This window comes from Nocardia sp. NPDC051900 (genome assembly GCF_044452545.1).
Classification (GTDB): Bacteria; Actinomycetota; Actinomycetes; order Mycobacteriales; family Mycobacteriaceae; genus Nocardia; species Nocardia sichangensis.
Window position 1 is genome coordinate 62,045 of the sequence record NZ_JBITBU010000023.1, and the last position, 19,955, is coordinate 81,999.

Sequence of the window (19,955 nt, forward strand, 5' to 3'; positions counted from 1 at the left end):
AGCCGACCGCTCGTCGGCAGCTGAGTTCGCTCTCACCGTCGTAGACCACTGCCGATCGGCGAATTCGCCTCGGCTCAGTCGAGCGGCGTCGCGGCGGGCTCCACGGCCGCCGGCTCGGGCTGCGCCGGTGTGGCCCCTGCCGGTCGCGTCGGCCGTTCGGGCGCTGCCGGGTCCGCCGCGAGCGGCTTCCGAGGCCCGGCCGGCCGCGAGTAGGCGAGGCAGACCAGCCCGCATAACAGATAGCCCAGCGCCACCTTCGGTGCCGCAGCCCAGGCGACCTGTGCGGCGTGGATCAGGCCGATCCAGCTCAGTGCCGCGGCGGCGGCGCACGCGGTGGCCGCGGCGACGAAGCGTTTGTCCAGGATGAAGGTCACGACCGCGCCGAGCACCAGACCGGCCAGCACGCCGCCCGAGCCCAGCGTCTTCAGCCCGTCGTACACCACGCCCGCTTGGCCGAGCGCGGCGTCGCCGACGTTGTCGGCGGTGGTACCGGCCGCCGTCAGCGCGTTGTCGATCTGGCCGACCGCCCACTCGGCGAGGTTGGGGATCAGCGCCGCGACCACCGCCACGGCGTGCAACTTGGGCACCGCCTGGAACGCCTGTGCGCCGATCAGCAGGCCGATGTACAGCAGAATCGGCACGATCGCCGGGATCGGCAGCAGGGTGGCGAGCATCCCGAACAGCCCCAGCAGGCACATCACGCCGATGGTGACGCCGCTGGCCAGCGAGTACCCGGTGCGCCCGCCGGCGTCCTTCCAGCCCGGATGGCCGATGTAGACCGCGGGCGGGAACGGCGAGCCGAAGCCTGAGCCGACGACGGCGCCGAGCCCGTCGGCGAGCAGCACGCTGCGCAGGTTGTAGTTGTCGCCCGCCGCCGCGGCGCTCTCCACGTTGCTCATCGCCTCGGTGAAGTTGTAGACGCCCAGCGGAATCGCCGTGGCCAGCAGCGGGCTGAGATTGCCGAGGCCGGTGAACAGCAAGTGCAGGTGCAGGGTCGGCAGCCCGATCGCGATGTCGTGCGCGGCCTTGCTGACGTCCGGCACCGACATGAACCCGCCGATCCAGCCGATCGCCGTGCCGACCAGCAGCGCCACCAGGCCGACCGGGACGTTGCCGGGCAGCCGCACGTCGGTGAAGAAGCCGATCAGGATGATCGCCAGCACGGGCAGCGCGATCCACGCGGCCTCCCACATCTGCGCGGCCGGGCGCATGGAGATGAACGTGATCGAGATGCCCGCCAGGGTGCCGAGCATTGCCGCGCGCGGGGTGATGCGGCGGATGTAGGGGCCCACGAAGCCGCCGATCATGACGATCACGCCGATCAGGAACGCCCAGGCCAGGCCCGCCGACCACGCCTTCAGCGGATCGTGGCTGCCCAGATAGATCGGCAGCATGACCACGAACACCACGATGAACATGTGCGGCACGCTGGGTCCGTACGGCAGCGCCGTCACCGTCGCCCGCTGTTCGCGGCGGGCGAGGCGGCGGGCCAGCAGCACGTAGTAGAGGTTGCCGAGCACCAGGGCCACCCCCAGCGCGGGCAGCACGCTGCCCAGCACGTCCCTGCTCGAGATGTTCACCACCGTGATGGACAGCGTGGTGAGGGTGAGCACGTTGACCAGGATGTTGAAGCAGAGCCCGAAGTAGGCGTTGGTGTCGCCGCGCGTCCACCAGGGCAAGCGGAGGGCGGCGGGTTCCTCGGCGGGTGCAGTGTCACTGGGTTGCGTTTCGAGGGACATCGGCTTTCCTGTTCACTAGACCGGGCGTATCGGCGGAAGGATCGAGCTGGGCGGGGGTGGTCAGCGCGGCGACGACCGCGGCCGAATCGGCGACCCAGCCGAAAATGCCGCCCTGTGCCGCGATCATCTCCAGCCCCACTCGCTGGAATTCGGGGAAATAGGAACCGACGCAGTCGGACACGACCAGGCACTCGTAGCCCCGGTCGTTGGCTTCGCGCACGGTGGTGTGCACGCACACCTCGGTGGTGACCCCGGTGACCAGCAGGGAGCGGATGCACCCGCGCTGCAGTTCGTCGGCGAGGCCGGTGGCGTAGAAGGCGCCCTTGCCCGGCTTGTCGATCACGACCTCGTCCGGCAGCGGCGCCAGCTCGTCGACGATGTCGTGGCCGTACTCGCCGCGGATCAGGATGCGGCCGAACCGCCCCGGGTCGCCGATGCGCTGAGAGGGGTTGCCGCGCAACAGCTTCGACGGGGAGCAGTCGGACAGGTCGGGCCGGTGACCCTCCCGGGTGTGCAGCACCGGCACCCCGCCTCGCGGGCGGCGGCCAGCAGCGCGCGCAGCGGCTCGATCACCGTGCGCAGCAGGCCGACGTCGTTGCCGAGGCTCTCGCCGAAGCCGCCGGGCAGCAGGAAGTCGCGCTGCATATCGATGATCAGCAGGGCCAGGGTGCCCGGCTCGTATCGGAAGGGTCCCGGCCGCGCCGGAATGGACTGTGTGGCGGTCATTATCGCTCCTTCGCTGCTCGGGCGGCGGCCGCGGCGGTCACCACCATGCGGGGTTCGTCGAGGATGCGCGCCGCGGCCGCCAGCACGGTGTCGTCAGCGAGCGCGGGACCGGCCACCATGACCGACAGCGGCCGTCCGTCGCCGGTCACGCCCACCGGCACCGCCACGGCGGTGAGGTCGAGCAGATTCCCGAAATGGGTGTAGTGCCCGAGCACGGTGTTGGTGGCGACAGGATCGGCCAGCACCTGCGCCACGGTGAAGGTGGTGCCGATGGCCGGCAGCACCAGCACGTCGAAGTCGGCCCACATCCGGGCCACCCGCGCGCGCAGCCGTTGTAGCCGCTGCTGCGCCCGGAACACGTCCACCGCGTCGAACCGGTAGCAAGAAGGGCTCCAGAGTGGTCGCCACGCAGTCGAATCCGAGCCCGGACAGGCGCTCCCGCAGCGTCAGGTGCGCATCACGGAACACCGTGTCGCCGAAGAACTCCAGCTCCGCCGCGGCGGGCAGCCCGGCGCGCAGCCGCCCGCCGCGGTGGCGCGGCCCGCGGGGGCGGCTCCAGGGATCGTCCGGGTCCACCGCCGCGATCACGTCGAAGACCCGGTCGAGGTCCTCGATCGAGGTCGCGGTGAGGGTGACGCAGTCCAGCGACTTGCACGCCGGGACCAGCCCGACCGCGCTGATCAACCCGCGCGACGGCTTCCAGCCGACGATGCCGTTGAGCGCGGCCGGGACCCGGCCGGACCCGGCGGTATCGGTGGCCACGCAGAACGGCACCTCGCCCAGGGCCACCGCCCGCGCGGAGCCGGAGCTGGACCCGCCGCAGACGAGGTCGCCGCCGAAGACGCTGCGCGGGATGGTGTATGGGGTGCGGGTGCCGTTCAGCCCGGTGGCGAACTGATCCAGGTTGGTCTTGCCGACGAACAGCGCGCCCGCGTCCAGCAGGCGCTGCACCGCCGGGGCGGTTCCGGTTGCCGTATAGGCGAAGTCGGGGCAGGCCAGGGTGGTGGGCCAGCCCGCGACATCGATGCTGTCCTTCACTCCGAACGGCACGCCGTACAGCGGCAGCGTGCGCGCGCCCGGCCGCCGCTCGATCTCGGCCGCCGCGGCCAGCAGTTGCGCGCGGGGCACCGGCGTGATCCAGGTGCCGTCGTCGCCGTTGGCGGCGATCGCGTCGGCGACCCGCGCCGCGGTGTCCGTCGGTGAGCCGCTACCGCTTTCGTGTGAATGCAGAATCTCGGCGATGCTGGGCCCCGGGCTGTGCATTTGTCGATTGTCGACAGAATGCGTGAAGGCCAGTGTATTCGCGTGTTTCGGCTGTGTTGCCGGTCAGCGGAATTCGAGATCGAGGTAGGCCAGCTCGCCGTGCCTGCGCATCTCCTCCAGCACGATGTCCCGGTCGTTGGTCTCCAAGGCGGCCAGCAGCGCGGCGTGCCGGCGCACCCCGTCGCGGCGGTGCGTGGCCCGCGCCTCCTCCCGCAGGTTGCGGGCCATCGGCAGCTGCAGCTTCAGCAGGATCGGCGCATAGGCCAGATCCAGCTGCCGATGGCCGGCCAGCGCGACGATCGCGGCGTGGAAGCGGCGGTGCGCGTTGTCCCGCTCGAAGTCGTCGCCGCAGCCGTCGGCCGCCCGCATGTCGGCCAGCGCGGCGCGCACCGCGCGCAGCGGATCTCCCGTGGCGGGCAGCGGAAACGCGCTCTCCACCGCGTGCCGCTCCAGGACCCGCCGCAGCTCGAACAGTTGCAGCACGTCCGTGGCCGACCACACCACCACCCGGAAGCCGCGGCGCGGCAGATGCTCGATGAGCCCCTCCTGCACCAGCAGCCGCAGCGCCTCCCGCACCGGCGCCCGGCTGGTGCCCAGCCGGGCGCACAGCGCCTCCTCGCCGATCCGATCCCCCGGCGCGTACGCCCCGCTCAGTACCTCCGACCGCACATGCCGCACCGCCAAATCCACCAGGCTCGGCGGCAGCACGGTCTCCTCCGCACGCACCGTCATGCTTCGAGTCTACGAACGGGGTGGTCGGCGGCACGGCGGCCGCTGCCCCGGACCCGCCCAGGACAGAAAGGCCGCCGTGGTCACCCAGACCTCGGCGGAGCTGTAGTACCAGCCGTTCCAGGTGTCGGCGACGATCACTGGATGCCGTGCCCGCGCGCGGTGCCATCGGTCGGCAGCCAGATCCCGTTGCAGCTTCGACCCTGTTCCACGGCCTCGGGGAGCGCCACGTGCGGCATGAACAATCTGAAGCGGTTCACCGAATTCGACACTGGCGCCGCGCGCATCGGCGGCCACCGCTACCGAACGAGGACTGCGCTGCGCAAGCACTCCGAGTCTCGGCTTCGAGTGCACTGTGTTGTCGCGACCCGGACGGTTCAGCGCCGCCTCAAAACAGCCGATCACCCGAAGGCTCCGGCACGGGCGTCGTTCCCACGCGTACGCGCTCCTCGTCATCGATGACATCCTCGATCGCGTCGATCTGGTCCTGAACCACCTCGGCGCGCGCCACCAACTCGATCCGGTCGGGCTCGGTGAGGCTCTCGGCACCGAGCTTCTCGAAAACGCAGGAGAGCACTGACCGTAAGTCCTCTAGCTTGCTGTCCGACTCCACGGGAGCTCACCCTACGTCCGAACTCGACGAACATCCGCTTCTGCCGATTATCGAGTGGTAGACGCTGATCGGCTCTGGGACCATCGGGTCAGCGTTCGACATTGATGCCGATGGAAGGACATCGCGGATGACCACGCCGCGGCGGTACTGGATCAGATTCGACCCACAGCAGTGCTCCGACCCACGTTTCCGGCAGGGCGTCGGCGTGACTGGATTCGACGTACCGGATTGCCTGTCGATGGTGGTGAAGCTGTTCCCCGACGAACCGATGCCACCTGTGCACCGAATTACGGCCGACATCTCACTGGCCGAGCCACTGCCGGTGAATCCTCGCTATCTCGGAGTCCCGGTGTGGCGCGGCGTGTGGTATCCACCCGTGAACCTTGAAACCGGGCCGACCCGCGCCATCGACCGAAGAGGCGCGCCTTCCGAATACCCGACACCCGTCACAGCATCGGGTCGCCGAATGCGGGTCAGCGAGACACTGCACACGAAAACCACATGGTGGGACGAAATCCCGCATATCAATGGGCTGCTGTGGCCGCTGGTGACCATGCACCACGCCGAGTACGGCCGCGGAATGCGGCTCAGCGCCCCAGCGCTACGCGCCGTCTGCGCCACGGATCCGACCTACGGGGACATGGTGCGCGAAGCTCTCGACTACATGATCGCCTGGCACCCGACACCGGATGAATGGTTCGACGCGACCGAAACCAGGTTCGCCGATCGACGGGACCTGGACGAGTACCTGCGGGCCTTCCGCGACTACCTATTCGGGACTCGCCCGGAGCCGCTCTATCCTCCCGGCAGCGAACCGCTTTCACCCGAGGACGAGTACATGCGAGCCATCCGCCGCTTGGTCATCACTAGCCCGGAGCCCATCCACCCACCCGGCAGCGAACGGCTTTCACCCGACGGGGAACAGGGTTTCGCTCGCGCTGCACGTCAAACCCCTGTTGAGAGCTCAACTCTTCGTTCAGAAGCCGAATAGTCTCTACAGGCGACTCACGGGTCCAACCGCCGCTCGGCAACACCGGAACCACTCCCCCGGCCGATCACCAAGCTGGCTCTAGTGAACTCGAGTGCGCGCTCATGCCGATTTCCGTGCATCCAGCGGGATCGGTCTCCAGTGTGGGATCTGTTGATCAGGGCAGCTCGTCGTGGATGGCTGGCATCGCCCCAGCGGCCACGCACTTTCTCGACGATCTCCCTACTCGGGGAAGGTCGGCTGGAGGACGCCGTATCGCTCGGAGACGATGCCCCGTGTCGGCTCTTCGGGTAAAGCCGGCTCGGAACGGTCGGTAATTGCGCGCGACGCCCACAGATGTCGTGAGAGCTGGCCCGCCAGGCATGCACCGGCCGCGTTCAACAGCACGTCGTCGACCGATGAGTGACGGCCGATAGCGAGGGCGAACTGTGCAGCCTCCACCGCGATCGAAGCCGCTGCTCCCGCCAACAGGATGCGGTACGAGCGGGCGAACCAGGGTCGGCGCACCGGCAACAAAAAGCCGAGTGCGGCGAAGACCAAAAGATTCCCGCCGAACTGCTCGATCACCCGGTCGTCGGCCAGTTGCTCGGCCAGATCACGCAGCGGCACGAGATTCAGCGAACGACCCGTTCCGGTCGGCGTGAGGATCATCCACAACCACGGCGCGGTACCCGTCACCATCCCGACATCGCACAGCGCCGCCCGCCACCCGCGCCGCCCAACCAGCCACCAGGCCACGAGACCGGCTACCGGTATCGCGGCGACCGCGGCCACCACGACCCCACCCCACGCCTCCCACGTCCCGTTCACCCCGCCAGTATCACCCAAATCACCAGCGCCACAGACCTGCCCGAAATCGCCACCCGCACAGCTCCACCCATCGCCACCCATGCCCGGCGGACGTTCCTGAAGTCAGGTGAGCGGCAAAAGCCCATACACCAGTCTTAAGTAGCCGCCGTGCGCGCTGAGCGAAGCGGTCACGGGGCGGTGCCCGACGCCCAACTCAGCTGGATTGAACGAGCCTTGGCGAAGGTCCCTCTCTCGACCAATCTCGCATGCTTACCATTGGCGACCTCCGTCCCCTTGCATGCCGCGCACGCGTCACAGCCGCATGGCTGGATGCAGCGCTCCCTTCGCGTGCCGAACCTGATGGTCATTGGTAGTAGCAGCCGTAGACCCCGCCGCCATAATCCCTGCAGGAATTTTCTCATCCCCCTCACCGACCCTTTATGGGTGGCCGAGCTACTGGGCAAGTTGCGGCAGGTCGAGGCGCGCAAACAGGTGCAGGCGCTGCTGGACCGCGGCCCCGCCACCACCGTCACCCTCGACAACCCGCACGGGGTGGCCATGCTGCTGCGGGCTGGGCCGTTGGGCCCTTCCAAATCGGTTCCGGGAAACCGGACGCCGGGCATCGCGTCTCGTGAATGATAGTTTCAAAGCGATATGCGCGGGTGTCTCTGTGTTCAGCAGCCAGCACAGCACCGCTGGTCGGCGATCCCGTCGTGCGCGGCATCGCGTCCGAATGGGGTGGGGCAGAGCGAGGATGAGCATGACAGACACGGCGGCACCTGCCCGCACCGCATCGAAGCAGGCTGTCACGGCCGCGGATCAGGTCGAGTTACGCCAGCTACTGGCCGGATTGACAGCCGTGCGCGACGGCGATTTCGGCACCCGGTTGCCGACGGACGCCGACGGGTTGCTCGGCGAGATCGCGACGGTGTTCAACGGCATGGTGGACCAGCTGTCGCTGTTCACCTCGGAAGTCACCCGGGTCGCGCGCGAGGTCGGCACGGACGGGCGGCTGGGTGGTCAAGCCGAGGTGCCCGGCGTGTCCGGCACCTGGAAGGACCTCACCGACTCGGTGAACGCGATGGCGGGCAACCTCACCAGCCAGGTGCGCGACATCGCCCAGGTCGCGACCGCGGTGGCGCGGGGCGACCTGTCCCAGAAGATCGACGTGGACGCACGCGGTGAGATCCTCGAGCTGAAGAACACGGTCAACACGATGGTGGACCAGCTGTCCGCGTTCGCGGACGAGGTCACCCGCGTCGCGCGCGAAGTAGGTTCGGAGGGCCGGCTCGGCGGTCAGGCGGAGGTGCCCGGCGTCGGCGGCGTGTGGCGCGACCTCACCGCTTCGGTGAACTTCATGGCGGGCAACCTGACCGACCAGGTCCGCAACATCGCGCAGGTGACGACCGCGGTGGCGCGAGGCGACTTGAGCCAGAAGATCACAGTGAGCGCCCGTGGCGAGATCCTGGAGCTGAAGAACACCATCAACACGATGGTCGATCAGCTGTCGTCCTTCGCCGACGAGGTCACGCGGGTATCGCGCGAGGTGGGCACCGAGGGCATCCTCGGTGGCCAGGCGGATGTGAAGGGCGTCTCCGGCACCTGGCGCGACCTCACCGACTCGGTGAACTTCATGGCGGGCAACCTGACCGCGCAGGTGCGTTCGATCGCTCAGGTGGCAACCGCGGTGGCGCAGGGCGATCTGTCTCAAAAGATCAGAGTGGACGCCCGTGGCGAGATCCTGGAGCTGAAGAGCACCATCAACACGATGGTCGACCAGCTCTCGGCGTTCGCCGACGAGGTCACCCGCGTGGCCCGCGAAGTCGGCACCGAGGGCAGGCTGGGCGGGCAGGCGGACGTGAAGGGCGTCTCAGGTACCTGGAAGGACCTCACCGAGTCGGTCAACGTCATGGGCGACAACCTCACCGCGCAGGTGCGTTCGATCGCCCAGGTCACCACCGCGGTGGCCCGTGGCGATCTGAGTCAGAAGATCAGGGTGGATGCCCGCGGCGAGATCCTGGAGCTGAAAGAGACCATCAACACGATGGTCGATCAGCTCTCGGCGTTCGCCGACGAGGTCACCCGCGTGGCCCGCGAGGTCGGCACCGAGGGCAATCTCGGTGGCCAGGCGACTGTGCGGGGCGTGTCGGGCACGTGGAAGGACCTGACCGATAACGTCAACGTGATGGCGTCGAACCTGACCGGCCAGGTGCGTTCGATCGCTCAGGTCGCCACGGCGGTGGCGCGCGGTGATCTGAGTCAGAAGATCACCGTGGAGGCGAAGGGCGAGGTCGCGGCGCTTGCCGGGGTGATCAACACGATGGTCGACACGTTGTCCGCGTTCGCCGACGAGGTCACTCGCGTCGCCCGCGAGGTCGGCACCGAGGGCATGCTCGGCGGCCAGGCACGCGTGCCGAATGTGGCGGGCACGTGGAAGGACTTGACCGACAACGTCAACTCCATGGCGAACAATCTGACCAACCAGGTCCGCAACATCGCCCAGGTCACCACCGCGGTCGCGCAAGGCGATCTGACCCGCAAGATCGACGTGGACGCGCGCGGCGAGATCCTCGAGTTGAAGACCACGATCAACACGATGGTCGACCAGCTGTCCGCGTTCGCGGCCGAGGTCACCCGCGTCGCCCGCGAGGTGGGATCGGAGGGGCGGCTGGGCGGCCAGGCCGAGGTCGAGGGCGTCTCGGGCACATGGAAAAGGCTGACCGAGAACGTCAACGAGCTGGCGGGCAACCTGACCCGCCAGGTCCGCGCGATCGCCGCGGTCACCAGCGCCGTCGCCGAGGGCGACCTGACCCGCTCCATCACCGTGGAGGCCTCCGGTGAGGTCGCGGAGTTGAAGGACAACATCAACGCGATGGTGGAGTCGCTGCGCGAGACCACCAAGGCCAACCAGGATCAGGACTGGCTGAAGACCAACCTCGCTCGTATCTCCGGTCTCATGCAGGGTCAACGCGACCTGCACGTGGTGGCCGGGCTGATCATGGACGAGCTGGTGCCGTTGGTTTCCGCGCAGTTCGGCGCGTTCTACCTCGCCGACGACAGCGACGAGCGGCCGGAGCTGCGGCTGATCAGCTCCTATGGCAGCCCGGAGGAACCGGGCAGCCCTTCGCGGTTCGCCTTCGGCCAGTCCCTGGTAGGCCAGGCCGCACGCAGTCGCCGCACGATCGCGGTGGAGAATGTGCCCGGCGATTACGTCACCATCTCCTCCGGGCTCGGGCAGACCGCACCGGTCAACCTGCTCATGTTGCCGATCGTGGTGGAGGAACAGGTCCTCGGCGTGATCGAACTGGCTTCCGTGCACCGCTTCACCCGCATCCACGGGGATTTCCTCGACCAGCTGATGGAAACGGTCGGCGTCAACGTCAACACCATCATCGCCAACGCCCGCACCGACGAGCTACTGGTGGAATCCCAGCGCCTGACCACCGAACTGCAAGCCCGCTCCGAGGAATTGCAAGTGCAGCAGGAGGAACTGCAGCGATCCAACGCCGAGCTGGAGGACAAGGCGGCACTGCTGGCCATGCAGAACCGCGACATCGAAGCCAAGAACCTTCAGATCGAGCAGGCGCGGCAGGAACTCGAGACCCGTGCCCAAGAACTCGCGCTCGCGTCGAAGTACAAATCGGAATTCTTGGCCAACATGAGCCATGAGCTGCGCACCCCGCTCAACAGTCTGCTGATCCTCGCCCAGCTGCTGGCCCAGAACCCGAGCCGCAATCTCACGCCCAAGCAGGTGGAGTACGCGGGCATCATCCACTCGGCGGGCTCGGATCTGCTCCAGCTGATCAACGACATCCTCGACCTGTCGAAGGTGGAGGCGGGCAAGATGGACCTCACGCCTGAACGCGTGTCGTTGCGTCAGTTGCTGGACTACTTCGAGGCCACCTTCCGGCCGATGACCACCCAGAAGAGTCTGCGCTTCCGCGTCACGACCGCACCCGGCCTGCCGTCGGACCTGCTCACCGACGACTCGCGGCTGCGGCAGGTGCTGCGGAACCTGCTGTCCAACGCGGTCAAGTTCACCGAGACCGGGTCGGTACAGCTGCGGATCGAACCGGCGGAGGCGAGCGAGTTGCCCGCAGCAGTGCGCCAGCACGGCCCGGCTGTCGCGTTCCGGGTGATCGACACCGGGATCGGCATCGCCGAACACCAGCTCGAGTCGATCTTCGGCGCCTTCCAGCAGGCCGACGGCACCACCAGCCGCAAGTACGGCGGCACCGGCCTGGGTCTGTCGATCAGCCGGGAGATCGCCTACCTGCTCGGCGGCGCCATCAGCGCCGAAAGCACGCTGGGCGAGGGCAGCACGTTCACCCTCTACCTCCCGGTCGCGCGGCCGGACTTCCAGGAGGCGCCGCCTCGCGAGCGGGACGACACGCAGCAGGCCGACAGTCGGCCGGAGCGCACCCCTGCTCCCACACCTCAACAGCACCGCAGGCTCCTGGTCGTCGAGGAGCGCCCGCAAGGCCTGCTGTCGCTGGTCGCGCAAAGCGCTGTCGCCGAACTGGCCGACAGCAACGACCCGCGTGGTCCGGTTCAGGTCGTCACTACGGTGGGGGTGGAAGAGGCGGTGGCGGCGATGGCCGCCGAAGCGTTCCATTGCGTCGTGCTCGAGCTGGACTTGCCCGACGGCGCCGCGCTGCGGTTCCTGGAGACGATGGACGGGGACGTCGCATTGAGAAGCGTCCCGGTACTGGTTCACAACCGCCGGCTCGACGCCGAGCAGGAACGCATGCTGCAACATCGCGCCACAAGCCAGCCGCTGGAGCTGCTGTCCAGCCTGGACGATCTGCGGGAGCGGATCGCGCTGCACGTCACCGCCGAGGCACCCGGCGACATGCTGCCCTTGGTCCGTCGCGAAGACGCATCCGCCCCGGCGCCACAGCGGCCGGACGGCAAGCTCGCCGGCCGCACGGTGCTCATCATCGACGACGACGCCCGCAACCTCTTCGCGCTCAGCAGCATCCTCGAACTGCACGGCATGAGCGTTCTACACGCGGAGGACGGGCGGGAGGGCATCGACAAGCTCATCGCCCACCCGGAGACGGACCTGGTCCTGATGGACGTGATGATGCCCGAGATGGACGGCTACACCGCGACGGCGACGATCCGCGAGATGCCACGGTACGAGAGCCTGCCGATCATCGCCGTGACAGCCAAGGCGATGCTGGGCGACCGCGAGAAGAGCCTCGCCTCCGGAGCCAACGACTACGTCACCAAACCGGTCGACGCGGACGCTTTGATCGCGTGCATCCAGCACTGGCTGGATGCCTGATGACCGACCTGGAAAACCCCTACACCGAGGCCGGCGCGGCAGCTGACGCTCACTCGCCCGTTGGCCCCGCGGTCCACCGCCTCGCGGCCACCGTAGAGCGGTTGCGTGCGCAAATCCAACAGGCCCAAGCCACCGCCGACGGACGCGCGCTGATCGAGATGGCCAAGGGCGTTCTGGTCGAACGGCTGCACTGCGGGCCCGCGCAGGCGGCACGGCAACTCGAGGCCCTCGCCGAGCGAGCGGGCATCACACCGCTCGAGTTGGCTGCCGAACTGGTCGACCAGTCGGCCCAGGACAAGGTCAGCGCGGTGGTGGGCGAGTTCTTGCTGCGCGCCGCCTCACCGGGAGAGCCATCCGCGGCCGTGCGCTTGCGTACGGCCGAAAGCGGGCTGCTTGCAGCCGGTGACAGTCAACGTGTCGCGGAGTCGGTGCTGGAGCACGCTCTGACGCCGCTGGGCGCCACCGCCGTGGCGATCTGGTCCGCAGGCGCCGACGCGTCGCTGACCCTGTCCGGTTTCGCCGGCATCGGCCCCCACGAGGCCGAGCGCTGGCGATACGTGCCGCCCGGTGTGGTGACTCCGGCCCGGCAGGCGCTGATGGAGCGCAACGCGGTATGGATCGATGACCTGAACCGGGCCGGGCCGCCGTCCATCGGTGACCGCGAGGGCGGCAGGGCGGCGATTCCGGCGGGCGCGGGAGGCAAGCTGCTCGGCGTACTCGAGGTGTGCTGGCCGCAACCGCTCGAACCACAGCCGCCCCAGGTGCACCGGCAGTTGGAGGCACTGGCCGAGCTGTGCGCACACACCTTGGAGTCGGACCTCGCCGCTGTGCGGGCGCCGGACCGTCCCGGTGTCGCGGACCTCGTGCGACTCGCGGACGGCCTTTTCGACCCGGCGCTCGTGCTGCTGCCCCACCTCGGCGACGACGGCGCGCTCGCCGACTTCCGCATCCACCACGTCAACAGCTGCTTCGTCGACCCGGCCGGGCGTCCGCGCGGCCTGGTCAACGGCGCGTTGCTGCTCGAGGCGTACCCCATGGCGGCGAGTGACGGGCAGCTGTTCGAGCGGATCGAGCACGTCTTCGCCACCGGCGAGACCTACCGTACCGACCGAATGATGCTGACCGAACTGGTCGGCCAAGTACCACTGACCGTCTCGACCGCCCTCAGCATCAGCCGCCACGGCGACACCGTGCTGCTGGTATGGCGGGTGGAGGACGAGACGGCGCGGCTGGCGGCGCTGCTGCAGCACGCACAGCGCCTCGGCCGCGTCGGCGGGTTCGAAGAGAACGCCGCAAGCGGCGAGATCACCTGGAGCAGTCAACTTTTCGCTCTCTACGGGCTCGCGCCCACCGCGGAGCCGATCCCGCTCGCGCAACTGCCGGGGCACGTCCACGACGACGACGCGAATGCCGTCGACCGGTTCCTGCGGACCTTGCTGCGCTACCGCCGCTCGGCTTCCACGGCCTTCCGCTTGATCCGGCCGGACGGCGTGACCCGGCACATCCGGATCGTCGCCGAACCGGTCCTGGAGGCAGGCCACCTGGCCGCCATCCGCGGCGCCTACCAAGACATCTCCGCGCAACACTGGACCGAGGTCGCGCTGTCCGCGACACGCGACCGGCTGGCGCACACCGAGCAGCACGCCGCCGAACAAAGCCAGCTGGCACGGCAGCTCCAGCAGGCGATCATGCCGGACGCGCAGCCGTCCATCGAGGCGTTCGGTCTGCGCATAGCGGTGCGATACCGGCCCGCCGAGCAGGAATACACCGTCGGCGGAGACTGGTACGACGCGGTCGTGCTGCCTTCCAAGCAGATCCTGGTGTCCGTCGGCGACATCACCGGCCACGGCGTCAAGGCAGCCACAGGCATGGTGGTGCTCCGCAACGCCCTGCGTGGCCTCGCCGCCACCGGCGCAGGTCCAGGGCAGATGCTGACGTGGCTGAACCTGGTGGCCCACCACCTGACCGACAACATCTTCGCCACCGCCATCTGCGGGCTCTACGATCCACAGACCCGCGTCTTGCGCTGGGCCCGCGCGGGCCACCTGCCGCCGGTGCTGGTGCGCGCTGGCCAGGCGTCCAGCTTGCCCCTGCTCCAAGGGATGCTCCTCGGCGCTGTGGCGGAGACGACGTTCGAGGAAGCCGAACTGCAACTGGAGCCGGACGACACTCTCCTGCTCTACACCGATGGGCTGATCGAGCGCCGAGACCGGCTGCTGGACGACTGCATCGAACGGTTGCTCGTGAGGTCGGCACAGCTCAGCGGAACCCTGGACGACCGTCTGGACGAATTGCTCGACGGCAGCGATGCCGATACCGACGACGACACGTGCGTGGTGGGTATTCAAGTGGGGCCGGGTCAAGACTCCCCGGGCAGCTGAGAGCGGCCGACCGAAGACTCCGGTGCGAGTCCGGTACGGATTCGGCACCCGGCGACGGTGGAAGTTCTGCCTCCGAAATCTTTCGGGAGGCCGAAAGTGCAGTGAACTCGTCACGGGCCGGTCCGCCGACAGCCCTTGCGCGCTCCGGCTCGCAGAGCGGCTGGGGCGTCGGCGCGCCGCAAGGTGCTGGTGCGCACGGACGGTGCCGCCCGGTGCAGAGCGCAGTGCTAAGGCGAATCGCGATCCAAGCCGAAGTGGAGCTGGATGGTGGTGCCGTGCGGGGTGGTGTGGATTCGGACGAGGTCGGTGAGCTGGTTGACCATCAGCAGCCCGCGGCCGCCTGGGCGATAGGACTGTGCGGGCAGGCGGCCCGCGAGGCTATTCGTGATGTGTCCTTGATCGCTGATCTGGTAGCGGATCTGGTTCTGCTCGGCCCACATCGTGAGCCTGCCGTGGCCGCCGCCGTGGACGACCGAGTTGGTGGTGGTCTCCGCGATCACCAGTTCGAGATCGATCTCGCGGTGCTCGGGCATGCCGGCGTCGCGGGCGTAATCGATGGCCAGGCGCCGGATGTGGGGCAGCGACGTCGCGTCGAAGGCTACGGTTGCGGAGGTCGCGGGCGGGGAAGGCAGTTCTCTGTTGTAGAAGTCGACGATGTGGTCCGGGTTGTAGGCGCTGCTCGTTCGCCGGCCCGCGTGATCGATGAGCACAGGGTGGGTAGCGTGCGCGTCGTTCAAGACCTGGGTCGAAAGACGCTCGGTGTCATAGGGACACAGGATGCTCACTTCCCGCCCGGTGAATGCCGCGTTGATCAGAGCCTCGTGCTGAACGCACGCTGGGTACTCCAGCGACGAGCGTCCGGCCCAGATCGGTTCGCCGATGATTCGCACGCGTCCGGAGGGGTGCTTGTCGGCGAAGGCGCGAAGCACGCCGGGAATGATGCGGCCCGGGTTGCGGCCTTCGACAGTCATGTCCATCAGCTGGACCGAGGCGGCGTCGGAGCCCAGTGCAGTGCGCAGAAGCGACAGATTGGGACCGGGGACCGCCACCGCGACCGGTTCGCCGTTCGCGAGTCCTTGGCGGATGAAGCCGAGGGTGCCCGCGAGGTATTCCGCCGTGTCGCGGTAGAACAGCGCGGGGTGCACGAATGGGTCGGTAACGCCAGGCAAGCTCATGTGTGCACTACCTCGATCGTCTGTAGAGAGGGCCAGAACACCGCGAGTACCCGAAGCATCATCGCCGGGGGCCGATGTACCACGATTCGTCGAACCTCCGAGGATCGGGTGGCGGCTTCTACCAAAATCGAGGTTCCGTAAGTGTCGATGAACGTAAGGACGCGCAGGATCTTACGCTTGCGTTCGCAGCCGCCGGTCGCGGGCTCGAGCGCAGATTGGCCGAGGCGTCGGCGTATCGCTGGACGAAGCTGTCGCCGATGATGTGTTCTTCACGTTTCATCGCCGTCTCCTTCCGGAGGTCGCCGTGCCGTTGTCGAGCCGCTCACCGTGTTCGCGGCGAGGTGGCGGGCAGATCAGGAACGCGGTACGTCGAGCACAGATCCGGGCCGGCCGGACTCGGTCCGGTCCGTGGTGTCGATGAACGCCGAACTCCACTGGCCGTCCTCACCAGAGGTGTGGTTTGCCTGTTCGCGCGCCCAGGCGAAGTGGTGGCGCGCCGATGCCAGCAGCAGCGGCCCGGTGAGCAGACCGGCCGCGACGAATTTCAGGTCGGCGCGCCGTGTCTCGGTCAAGACCGCCCCCACGCCGCCGATTCCCCACAGCCACAGCACCGTGTTGTAGGGAGGCAGCAGATTCTGCTCCATGCCCTCGGCCTCGTCCAGCCAAGGGAAGATGCCCAGTCGGCGCGACCACGGCCAGTCCACGAAGTGGACCACTACCGATGCGATCGATACCCCGGCATTGAACGCCAGTACCGCTTCGTCGGCTCGCCCGCGCGGACGAGCGCTGCGCAGCAGCAAGGCCGGTGCCACTGCCCACAGGACGTTGGTGGCCCGCCTGCCCAGCCACGGTTCCAAGAAGACCCCGACCCCGGCCCAGCGTTCGAACCAGTTGTGCCCGGTCCCACCCAGGGTCGCCAGCACACCGAATGGCCGAAGCGCGGATCGCTGTGCACGCGGTCGACGGCTACGTTGCCGTGTCATGGTCCATCCCTCCTAAAATTGATGACCATCAACTAACTGGGATAACCCAGATTAGACGGAAAAATTGATGATCGTCAATATTTTGTTCTAGACTGGCCGCATGACCACTGCCAAGCGCCGCGGGCGCCCCTCGTCGGCGGAGGAATCACCCGCCGCGACGAACGACATCCTGGCTCGGGCGCTGGCGATGTTCGCCGAGCAGGGCTTCGAGGGCACCTCCGTCGCCGCGCTCAACCGGGAGCTGGGCGTAAGCCACAATCTGATCCATCAGCGCTTCGGTTCCAAGGAGGGACTGTGGCGCGCGGCGGTGGACCGGGCCTTCAGCGCGGTCGCCGAGGAACTCGATCTGGAGTTGGCCGCGGTCGGCGTTCTCGACGCCGCGCGCCTGGCGATCGTGCGATTCCTCGAGGTGCACGCACGCCACCCCGACATCCTGCGCCTGGTCTCCGTGGAGGGCGCGGCGGCCAGCGCTCGATTGGACTACCTGTTCGAGGTGCACGTGCAACCGCTCTACACGCGACTGACCGCGCCACTGAAGGTGCTCGTCGATGCCGGGGTGATGACCAGCGCCGATGTGCGCAGTCTGCATTTCCTGGTCGCGCACGGGGGGACCTCGCCGTTCAGCCAGGTGCCGTTCGCACGGATGCTCGACCCCCTCGACCCCATGGGTCCGGATGCGGTGCGGCAGCACGCGGAGTTCGTGGCGGACATGATCGTGGCGGGACTGCGCGCCCGGGGTGCCTGGAACAACGATGGGACTATCGCGTGAAGCTCACCCTCAGTTTCGACAACGGGCCGACCGAGGCGACGGCCGAGGTGCTCGACGTTCTCTCCGAGCGCGGTATCAAGTCGAGTTTCTTCGTCATCGGTGATCGGCTCGTCGGCGAGGACGAACGTGCGCTGGCGGAACGCGCTGCCCGCGAGGGACATTGGATCGGCAACCACACTATGAGCCACTCGGTGCAATTCGGCGACAGCGACGATCCGGATCTGCCCGACCGCGAGATCGGCGCGGCCCAGCAGCTATTGGGTCTTTTGGCGCATCCGGGCAAACTGTTCCGTCCCTACGCCGGTGGTGGTGTGCTGAGCCGCCGGGTGTTCAGCACGCCGGCCATCGATTACCTGTGCCGACACCGCTACACCTGCGTGCTGTGGTCGGCGATCCCGCACGACTGGGATGAGCCCGACCGGTGGGTGCGGCGCTGTCTCGACCAGATCAGCAACCAGCAGTGGAGCTTGGTCGTCATCCACGATCTGCCGACCGGCGCCATGAAGCGCCTGCCCGAACTGCTCGATCGTCTCGACACCCTGGGTGTCGAGGTCGTCCAGGAATTCCCGCACACCTGCATGCCGATCCGGGACGGCGTGCTGACCGGCGACCTCACCGCCTTTACCACGAACTGACCACTCACCGAGAATTCGATCGGAAGAAGTCCCCTGACATATCCGAATCCCCCGATCCGGCGAACTGTTCGTCGATTCTGATCACTGGCCGCGGGCGATGTCGATCGAGATTCCGTTCATGACAACGTGTTCGAGGTCGGCACTCGAGGCACACGGCGCGACCCAGGTGTGGACGGAGAAGGCGTGACTGGCCGCATTTGCGTCCCGTGTTGCCGGTCTGTCGAGGTCTTCGCGTCGCTATGCGACTGTGCAGGGGTTGCGCAGCTCGCCGAGGCCCTCGATCGACGAGCGCAGCATGTTGCCCGGGGCGAGGTACCGTGCCGGGGTGCGGGAATAGCCGACGCCGGCCGGGGTGCCGGTGAAGATCAGATCGCCGGGGAACAACTCGCAGATGCCTGACAGGTGGGAGACCAGCGCGGCGACGTCGAAAATCATCTGCTTGGTGCGGCCCGATTGCACGGTCTCGCCGTCGAGGACGGCTTCGATGGCCAGATCGTCGGGGTCGTCGAGTTCGTCGAGAGTGGTCAGCCACGGGCCGATCGGCGCGAACCGCTCGTAACTTTTGGCGAGGCTGAATTGCGGTGGGGTGCCGACCATTTGTGATCGACGCTCGGAGATGTCTTGACCGATGCAGAATCCGGCGACGTGGTCGAGGGCCTGTTCGGTAGCGATGCGACGTCCGCCGACACCGATCGCGGCGACGAGTTCCACCTCCCAGTCGCAGGTGCGGGTAGGCAACGGGATCACGTCACCGGGGCCGGTGATCGCCGAGGCGAATTTGGTGAACACGAGCGGGTTTTCGGGCAGGGCGAGCCCGGTTTCGTCACTGTGGTCGGCGTAGTTCAGCCCGACGGCGAAGATCTGGCGCGGCGCACGCACCGGCGGACCGAGCCGCGTGAGATCGGCGAGCAACTGTGCGCCCGTCACACGGGCATCGACCCGGGGCCGATTGCCGCTGAACCAAGCGCGGATCTGCCGTATGTGCGCGACGGCCTGATCGGGATCGCTGGGCAGGACGCCGTCGGAGGCGTTGGCGAGGTCGATGATGCCGGTATCGGTGACGAGCGTGGCACGGCCGTCGAGATTGGCGAGCTTCATGAGAGGGGCGGATGTCCTTTTCGGTCGGGTGGGCCGTGCACCGCGGGGACGGTGCGGTGCACGGTCGGCCATCGGGTCGCTGCGATCAGTCGAGGCGGACCGGCGGATCGGTCTGGCTGGCCATCTGCCACACCAGCTCGTCAGGCATGGCGATGATCTGCCGGTAGACCTCGTCGGGATAGGCCATATGGGGTTTGGTCTCGTCGTAGGCCGGTTGGGCCACCGGCTCGGCCGGTCGGGTGAATGGTGCGGGGTGCTTGTAGGTTTCGAGTTCGTCGGCGCTGATGCCGTTGATCTCGACCACTTCCGGGTCGATCCAGGCGCGGTCGTCGATGGCGTCGCCGGTGGTGAGTTCGACAAGCAGACCCTCAGGGCCCGCGAGGTAGAGCGACCGGCAGAACCCGTGGTCGATCGGGCCGAGCACGACGATCCCTCGACTGCGGATGCGGTCGCGCAAACTCAGCAGTTCGTCGAGATCGCGTACGTGCAGTGCGACATGCTGCATGGCACCGGGCGCGACCGGTCCGGTCGGTTCGGCGGCGTGGGTGACCCCGAGCTCGCGGGTGTCGGGGTTGTCGGGGTGGTACACGAACGCGATGTAGGAGGTGGGGTTGAGTTCGACGAACCCGTGCCAGGCGCCTTCGGCTCCGTGCATGCGGTACAGCGCCTTGAGCGGCAGGCCGATGACATCGGTGAAGAACGCGATCTGAGATTTGATGTCGCGGGTGGCGATCGCCAGGTGGTTTACGCCGATGGGTTGGGTGACGGTCATGATGG

Annotated in this window: 14 protein-coding genes and 2 pseudogenes; 6 read left to right on the forward strand and 10 right to left on the reverse strand. The window is 67.8% G+C overall.

Annotated elements, in window-relative coordinates; genetic code table 11:
- Nucleotides 1-74 precede the first annotated feature (74 nt).
- The 5 genes and pseudogenes from ACIA5H_RS31530 to ACIA5H_RS31550 all read right to left on the reverse strand — a co-directional run bounded on the left by ACIA5H_RS31530 (nt 75) and on the right by ACIA5H_RS31550 (nt 5,070).
- Complete coding sequence (locus ACIA5H_RS31530) at nt 75-1,739, reverse strand: regulator (protein WP_397079361.1); 1,665 nt, start codon at nt 1,737-1,739, stop codon at nt 75-77.
- Nucleotides 1,714-2,465 (reverse strand): annotated as a pseudogene (locus tag ACIA5H_RS31535) (cysteine hydrolase family protein). The gene ACIA5H_RS31530 and the pseudogene ACIA5H_RS31535 overlap by 26 nt, the downstream one beginning before the upstream one ends.
- Nucleotides 2,465-3,728: pseudogene (locus tag ACIA5H_RS31540) on the reverse strand (amidase family protein). Before ACIA5H_RS31540 ends, ACIA5H_RS31535 begins: the two co-directional pseudogenes overlap by 1 nt.
- Before the next feature lie 63 nt (nt 3,729-3,791).
- Nucleotides 3,792-4,460 carry a GntR family transcriptional regulator gene (locus ACIA5H_RS31545; RefSeq protein ID WP_379252362.1) on the reverse strand — a complete coding sequence of 223 codons (669 nt, stop codon included), beginning with the start codon at nt 4,458-4,460 and terminating at the stop codon, nt 3,792-3,794.
- A gap of 385 nt (nt 4,461-4,845) precedes the next feature.
- Nucleotides 4,846-5,070, reverse strand: coding sequence for a hypothetical protein (locus tag ACIA5H_RS31550; protein WP_364425536.1), 225 nt, complete (start codon nt 5,068-5,070; stop codon nt 4,846-4,848).
- A gap of 238 nt (nt 5,071-5,308) precedes the next feature.
- Between ACIA5H_RS31550 and ACIA5H_RS31555 the strand changes: the two genes are divergently transcribed.
- Nucleotides 5,309-6,061, forward strand: coding sequence for a hypothetical protein (locus ACIA5H_RS31555; protein WP_397079364.1), 753 nt, complete (start codon nt 5,309-5,311; stop codon nt 6,059-6,061).
- 219 nt (nt 6,062-6,280) lie between these two features.
- Here the strand turns inward: ACIA5H_RS31555 and ACIA5H_RS31560 are convergent, their stop codons facing one another.
- Nucleotides 6,281-6,832 (reverse strand): VanZ family protein, encoded by a 552-nt coding sequence (locus tag ACIA5H_RS31560; protein WP_397079366.1) that lies wholly within the window; start codon nt 6,830-6,832, stop codon nt 6,281-6,283.
- Nucleotides 6,833-7,291: 459 nt separating this feature from the next.
- On the opposite strand from ACIA5H_RS31560, the gene ACIA5H_RS31565 reads away from it, so the two are divergent.
- The 3 genes from ACIA5H_RS31565 (at nt 7,292) to ACIA5H_RS31575 (ending at nt 14,518) form a co-directional block, all read left to right on the forward strand.
- A complete protein-coding gene (locus ACIA5H_RS31565; RefSeq protein ID WP_397079368.1) occupies nt 7,292-7,486 on the forward strand; it encodes a hypothetical protein in 195 nt (64 codons plus the stop codon).
- A 121-nt stretch (nt 7,487-7,607) separates the two neighbouring features.
- Complete coding sequence (locus ACIA5H_RS31570; RefSeq protein WP_397079370.1) at nt 7,608-12,137, forward strand: HAMP domain-containing protein; 4,530 nt, start codon at nt 7,608-7,610, stop codon at nt 12,135-12,137.
- A complete protein-coding gene (locus ACIA5H_RS31575) occupies nt 12,137-14,518 on the forward strand; it encodes a SpoIIE family protein phosphatase (RefSeq protein WP_397079372.1) in 2,382 nt (793 codons plus the stop codon). Before ACIA5H_RS31570 ends, ACIA5H_RS31575 begins: the two co-directional genes overlap by 1 nt.
- A 227-nt stretch (nt 14,519-14,745) precedes the next feature.
- Here the strand turns inward: ACIA5H_RS31575 and ACIA5H_RS31580 are convergent, their stop codons facing one another.
- Nucleotides 14,746-15,693 carry an anti-sigma factor RsbA family regulatory protein gene (locus ACIA5H_RS31580; protein ID WP_397079374.1) on the reverse strand — a complete coding sequence of 316 codons (948 nt, stop codon included), beginning with the start codon at nt 15,691-15,693 and terminating at the stop codon, nt 14,746-14,748.
- Between the two features lie 353 nt (nt 15,694-16,046).
- Complete coding sequence (locus tag ACIA5H_RS31585) at nt 16,047-16,676, reverse strand: hypothetical protein (protein ID WP_397079376.1); 630 nt, start codon at nt 16,674-16,676, stop codon at nt 16,047-16,049.
- Between the two features lie 100 nt (nt 16,677-16,776).
- On the opposite strand from ACIA5H_RS31585, the gene ACIA5H_RS31590 reads away from it, so the two are divergent.
- Both ACIA5H_RS31590 and ACIA5H_RS31595 read left to right on the forward strand, forming a co-directional pair.
- Complete coding sequence (locus tag ACIA5H_RS31590; protein ID WP_397079378.1) at nt 16,777-17,445, forward strand: TetR/AcrR family transcriptional regulator; 669 nt, start codon at nt 16,777-16,779, stop codon at nt 17,443-17,445.
- Nucleotides 17,442-18,080, forward strand: coding sequence for a polysaccharide deacetylase family protein (locus ACIA5H_RS31595; protein WP_397079380.1), 639 nt, complete (start codon nt 17,442-17,444; stop codon nt 18,078-18,080). Before ACIA5H_RS31590 ends, ACIA5H_RS31595 begins: the two co-directional genes overlap by 4 nt.
- A 237-nt stretch (nt 18,081-18,317) precedes the next feature.
- On the opposite strand, the gene ACIA5H_RS31600 is transcribed toward ACIA5H_RS31595, so the two are convergent.
- Nucleotides 18,318-19,178, reverse strand: coding sequence for a fumarylacetoacetate hydrolase family protein (locus tag ACIA5H_RS31600; RefSeq protein WP_397079382.1), 861 nt, complete (start codon nt 19,176-19,178; stop codon nt 18,318-18,320).
- 85 nt (nt 19,179-19,263) lie between these two features.
- Nucleotides 19,264-19,950 carry a VOC family protein gene (locus ACIA5H_RS31605; protein ID WP_397079384.1) on the reverse strand — a complete coding sequence of 229 codons (687 nt, stop codon included), beginning with the start codon at nt 19,948-19,950 and terminating at the stop codon, nt 19,264-19,266.
- Nucleotides 19,951-19,955 lie beyond the last annotated feature (5 nt).

Excerpts from the sequence above, each read along its gene's own strand:
- ACIA5H_RS31530 (WP_397079361.1), bottom strand. The coding sequence starts at position 1,739 with ATGTCCCTCGAAACGCAACCCAGTGACACTGCACCCGCCGAGGAACCC.
- ACIA5H_RS31545 (WP_379252362.1), bottom strand. The coding sequence starts at position 4,460 with ATGACGGTGCGTGCGGAGGAGACCGTGCTGCCGCCGAGCCTGGTGGAT.
- ACIA5H_RS31555 (WP_397079364.1), top strand. The coding sequence starts at position 5,309 with ATGGTGGTGAAGCTGTTCCCCGACGAACCGATGCCACCTGTGCACCGA.
- ACIA5H_RS31570 (WP_397079370.1), top strand. The coding sequence starts at position 7,608 with ATGACAGACACGGCGGCACCTGCCCGCACCGCATCGAAGCAGGCTGTC.
- ACIA5H_RS31575 (WP_397079372.1), top strand. The coding sequence starts at position 12,137 with ATGACCGACCTGGAAAACCCCTACACCGAGGCCGGCGCGGCAGCTGAC.
- ACIA5H_RS31580 (WP_397079374.1), bottom strand. The coding sequence starts at position 15,693 with ATGAGCTTGCCTGGCGTTACCGACCCATTCGTGCACCCCGCGCTGTTC.
- ACIA5H_RS31585 (WP_397079376.1), bottom strand. The coding sequence starts at position 16,676 with ATGACACGGCAACGTAGCCGTCGACCGCGTGCACAGCGATCCGCGCTT.
- ACIA5H_RS31590 (WP_397079378.1), top strand. The coding sequence starts at position 16,777 with ATGACCACTGCCAAGCGCCGCGGGCGCCCCTCGTCGGCGGAGGAATCA.
- ACIA5H_RS31600 (WP_397079382.1), bottom strand. The coding sequence starts at position 19,178 with ATGAAGCTCGCCAATCTCGACGGCCGTGCCACGCTCGTCACCGATACC.
- ACIA5H_RS31605 (WP_397079384.1), bottom strand. The coding sequence starts at position 19,950 with ATGACCGTCACCCAACCCATCGGCGTAAACCACCTGGCGATCGCCACC.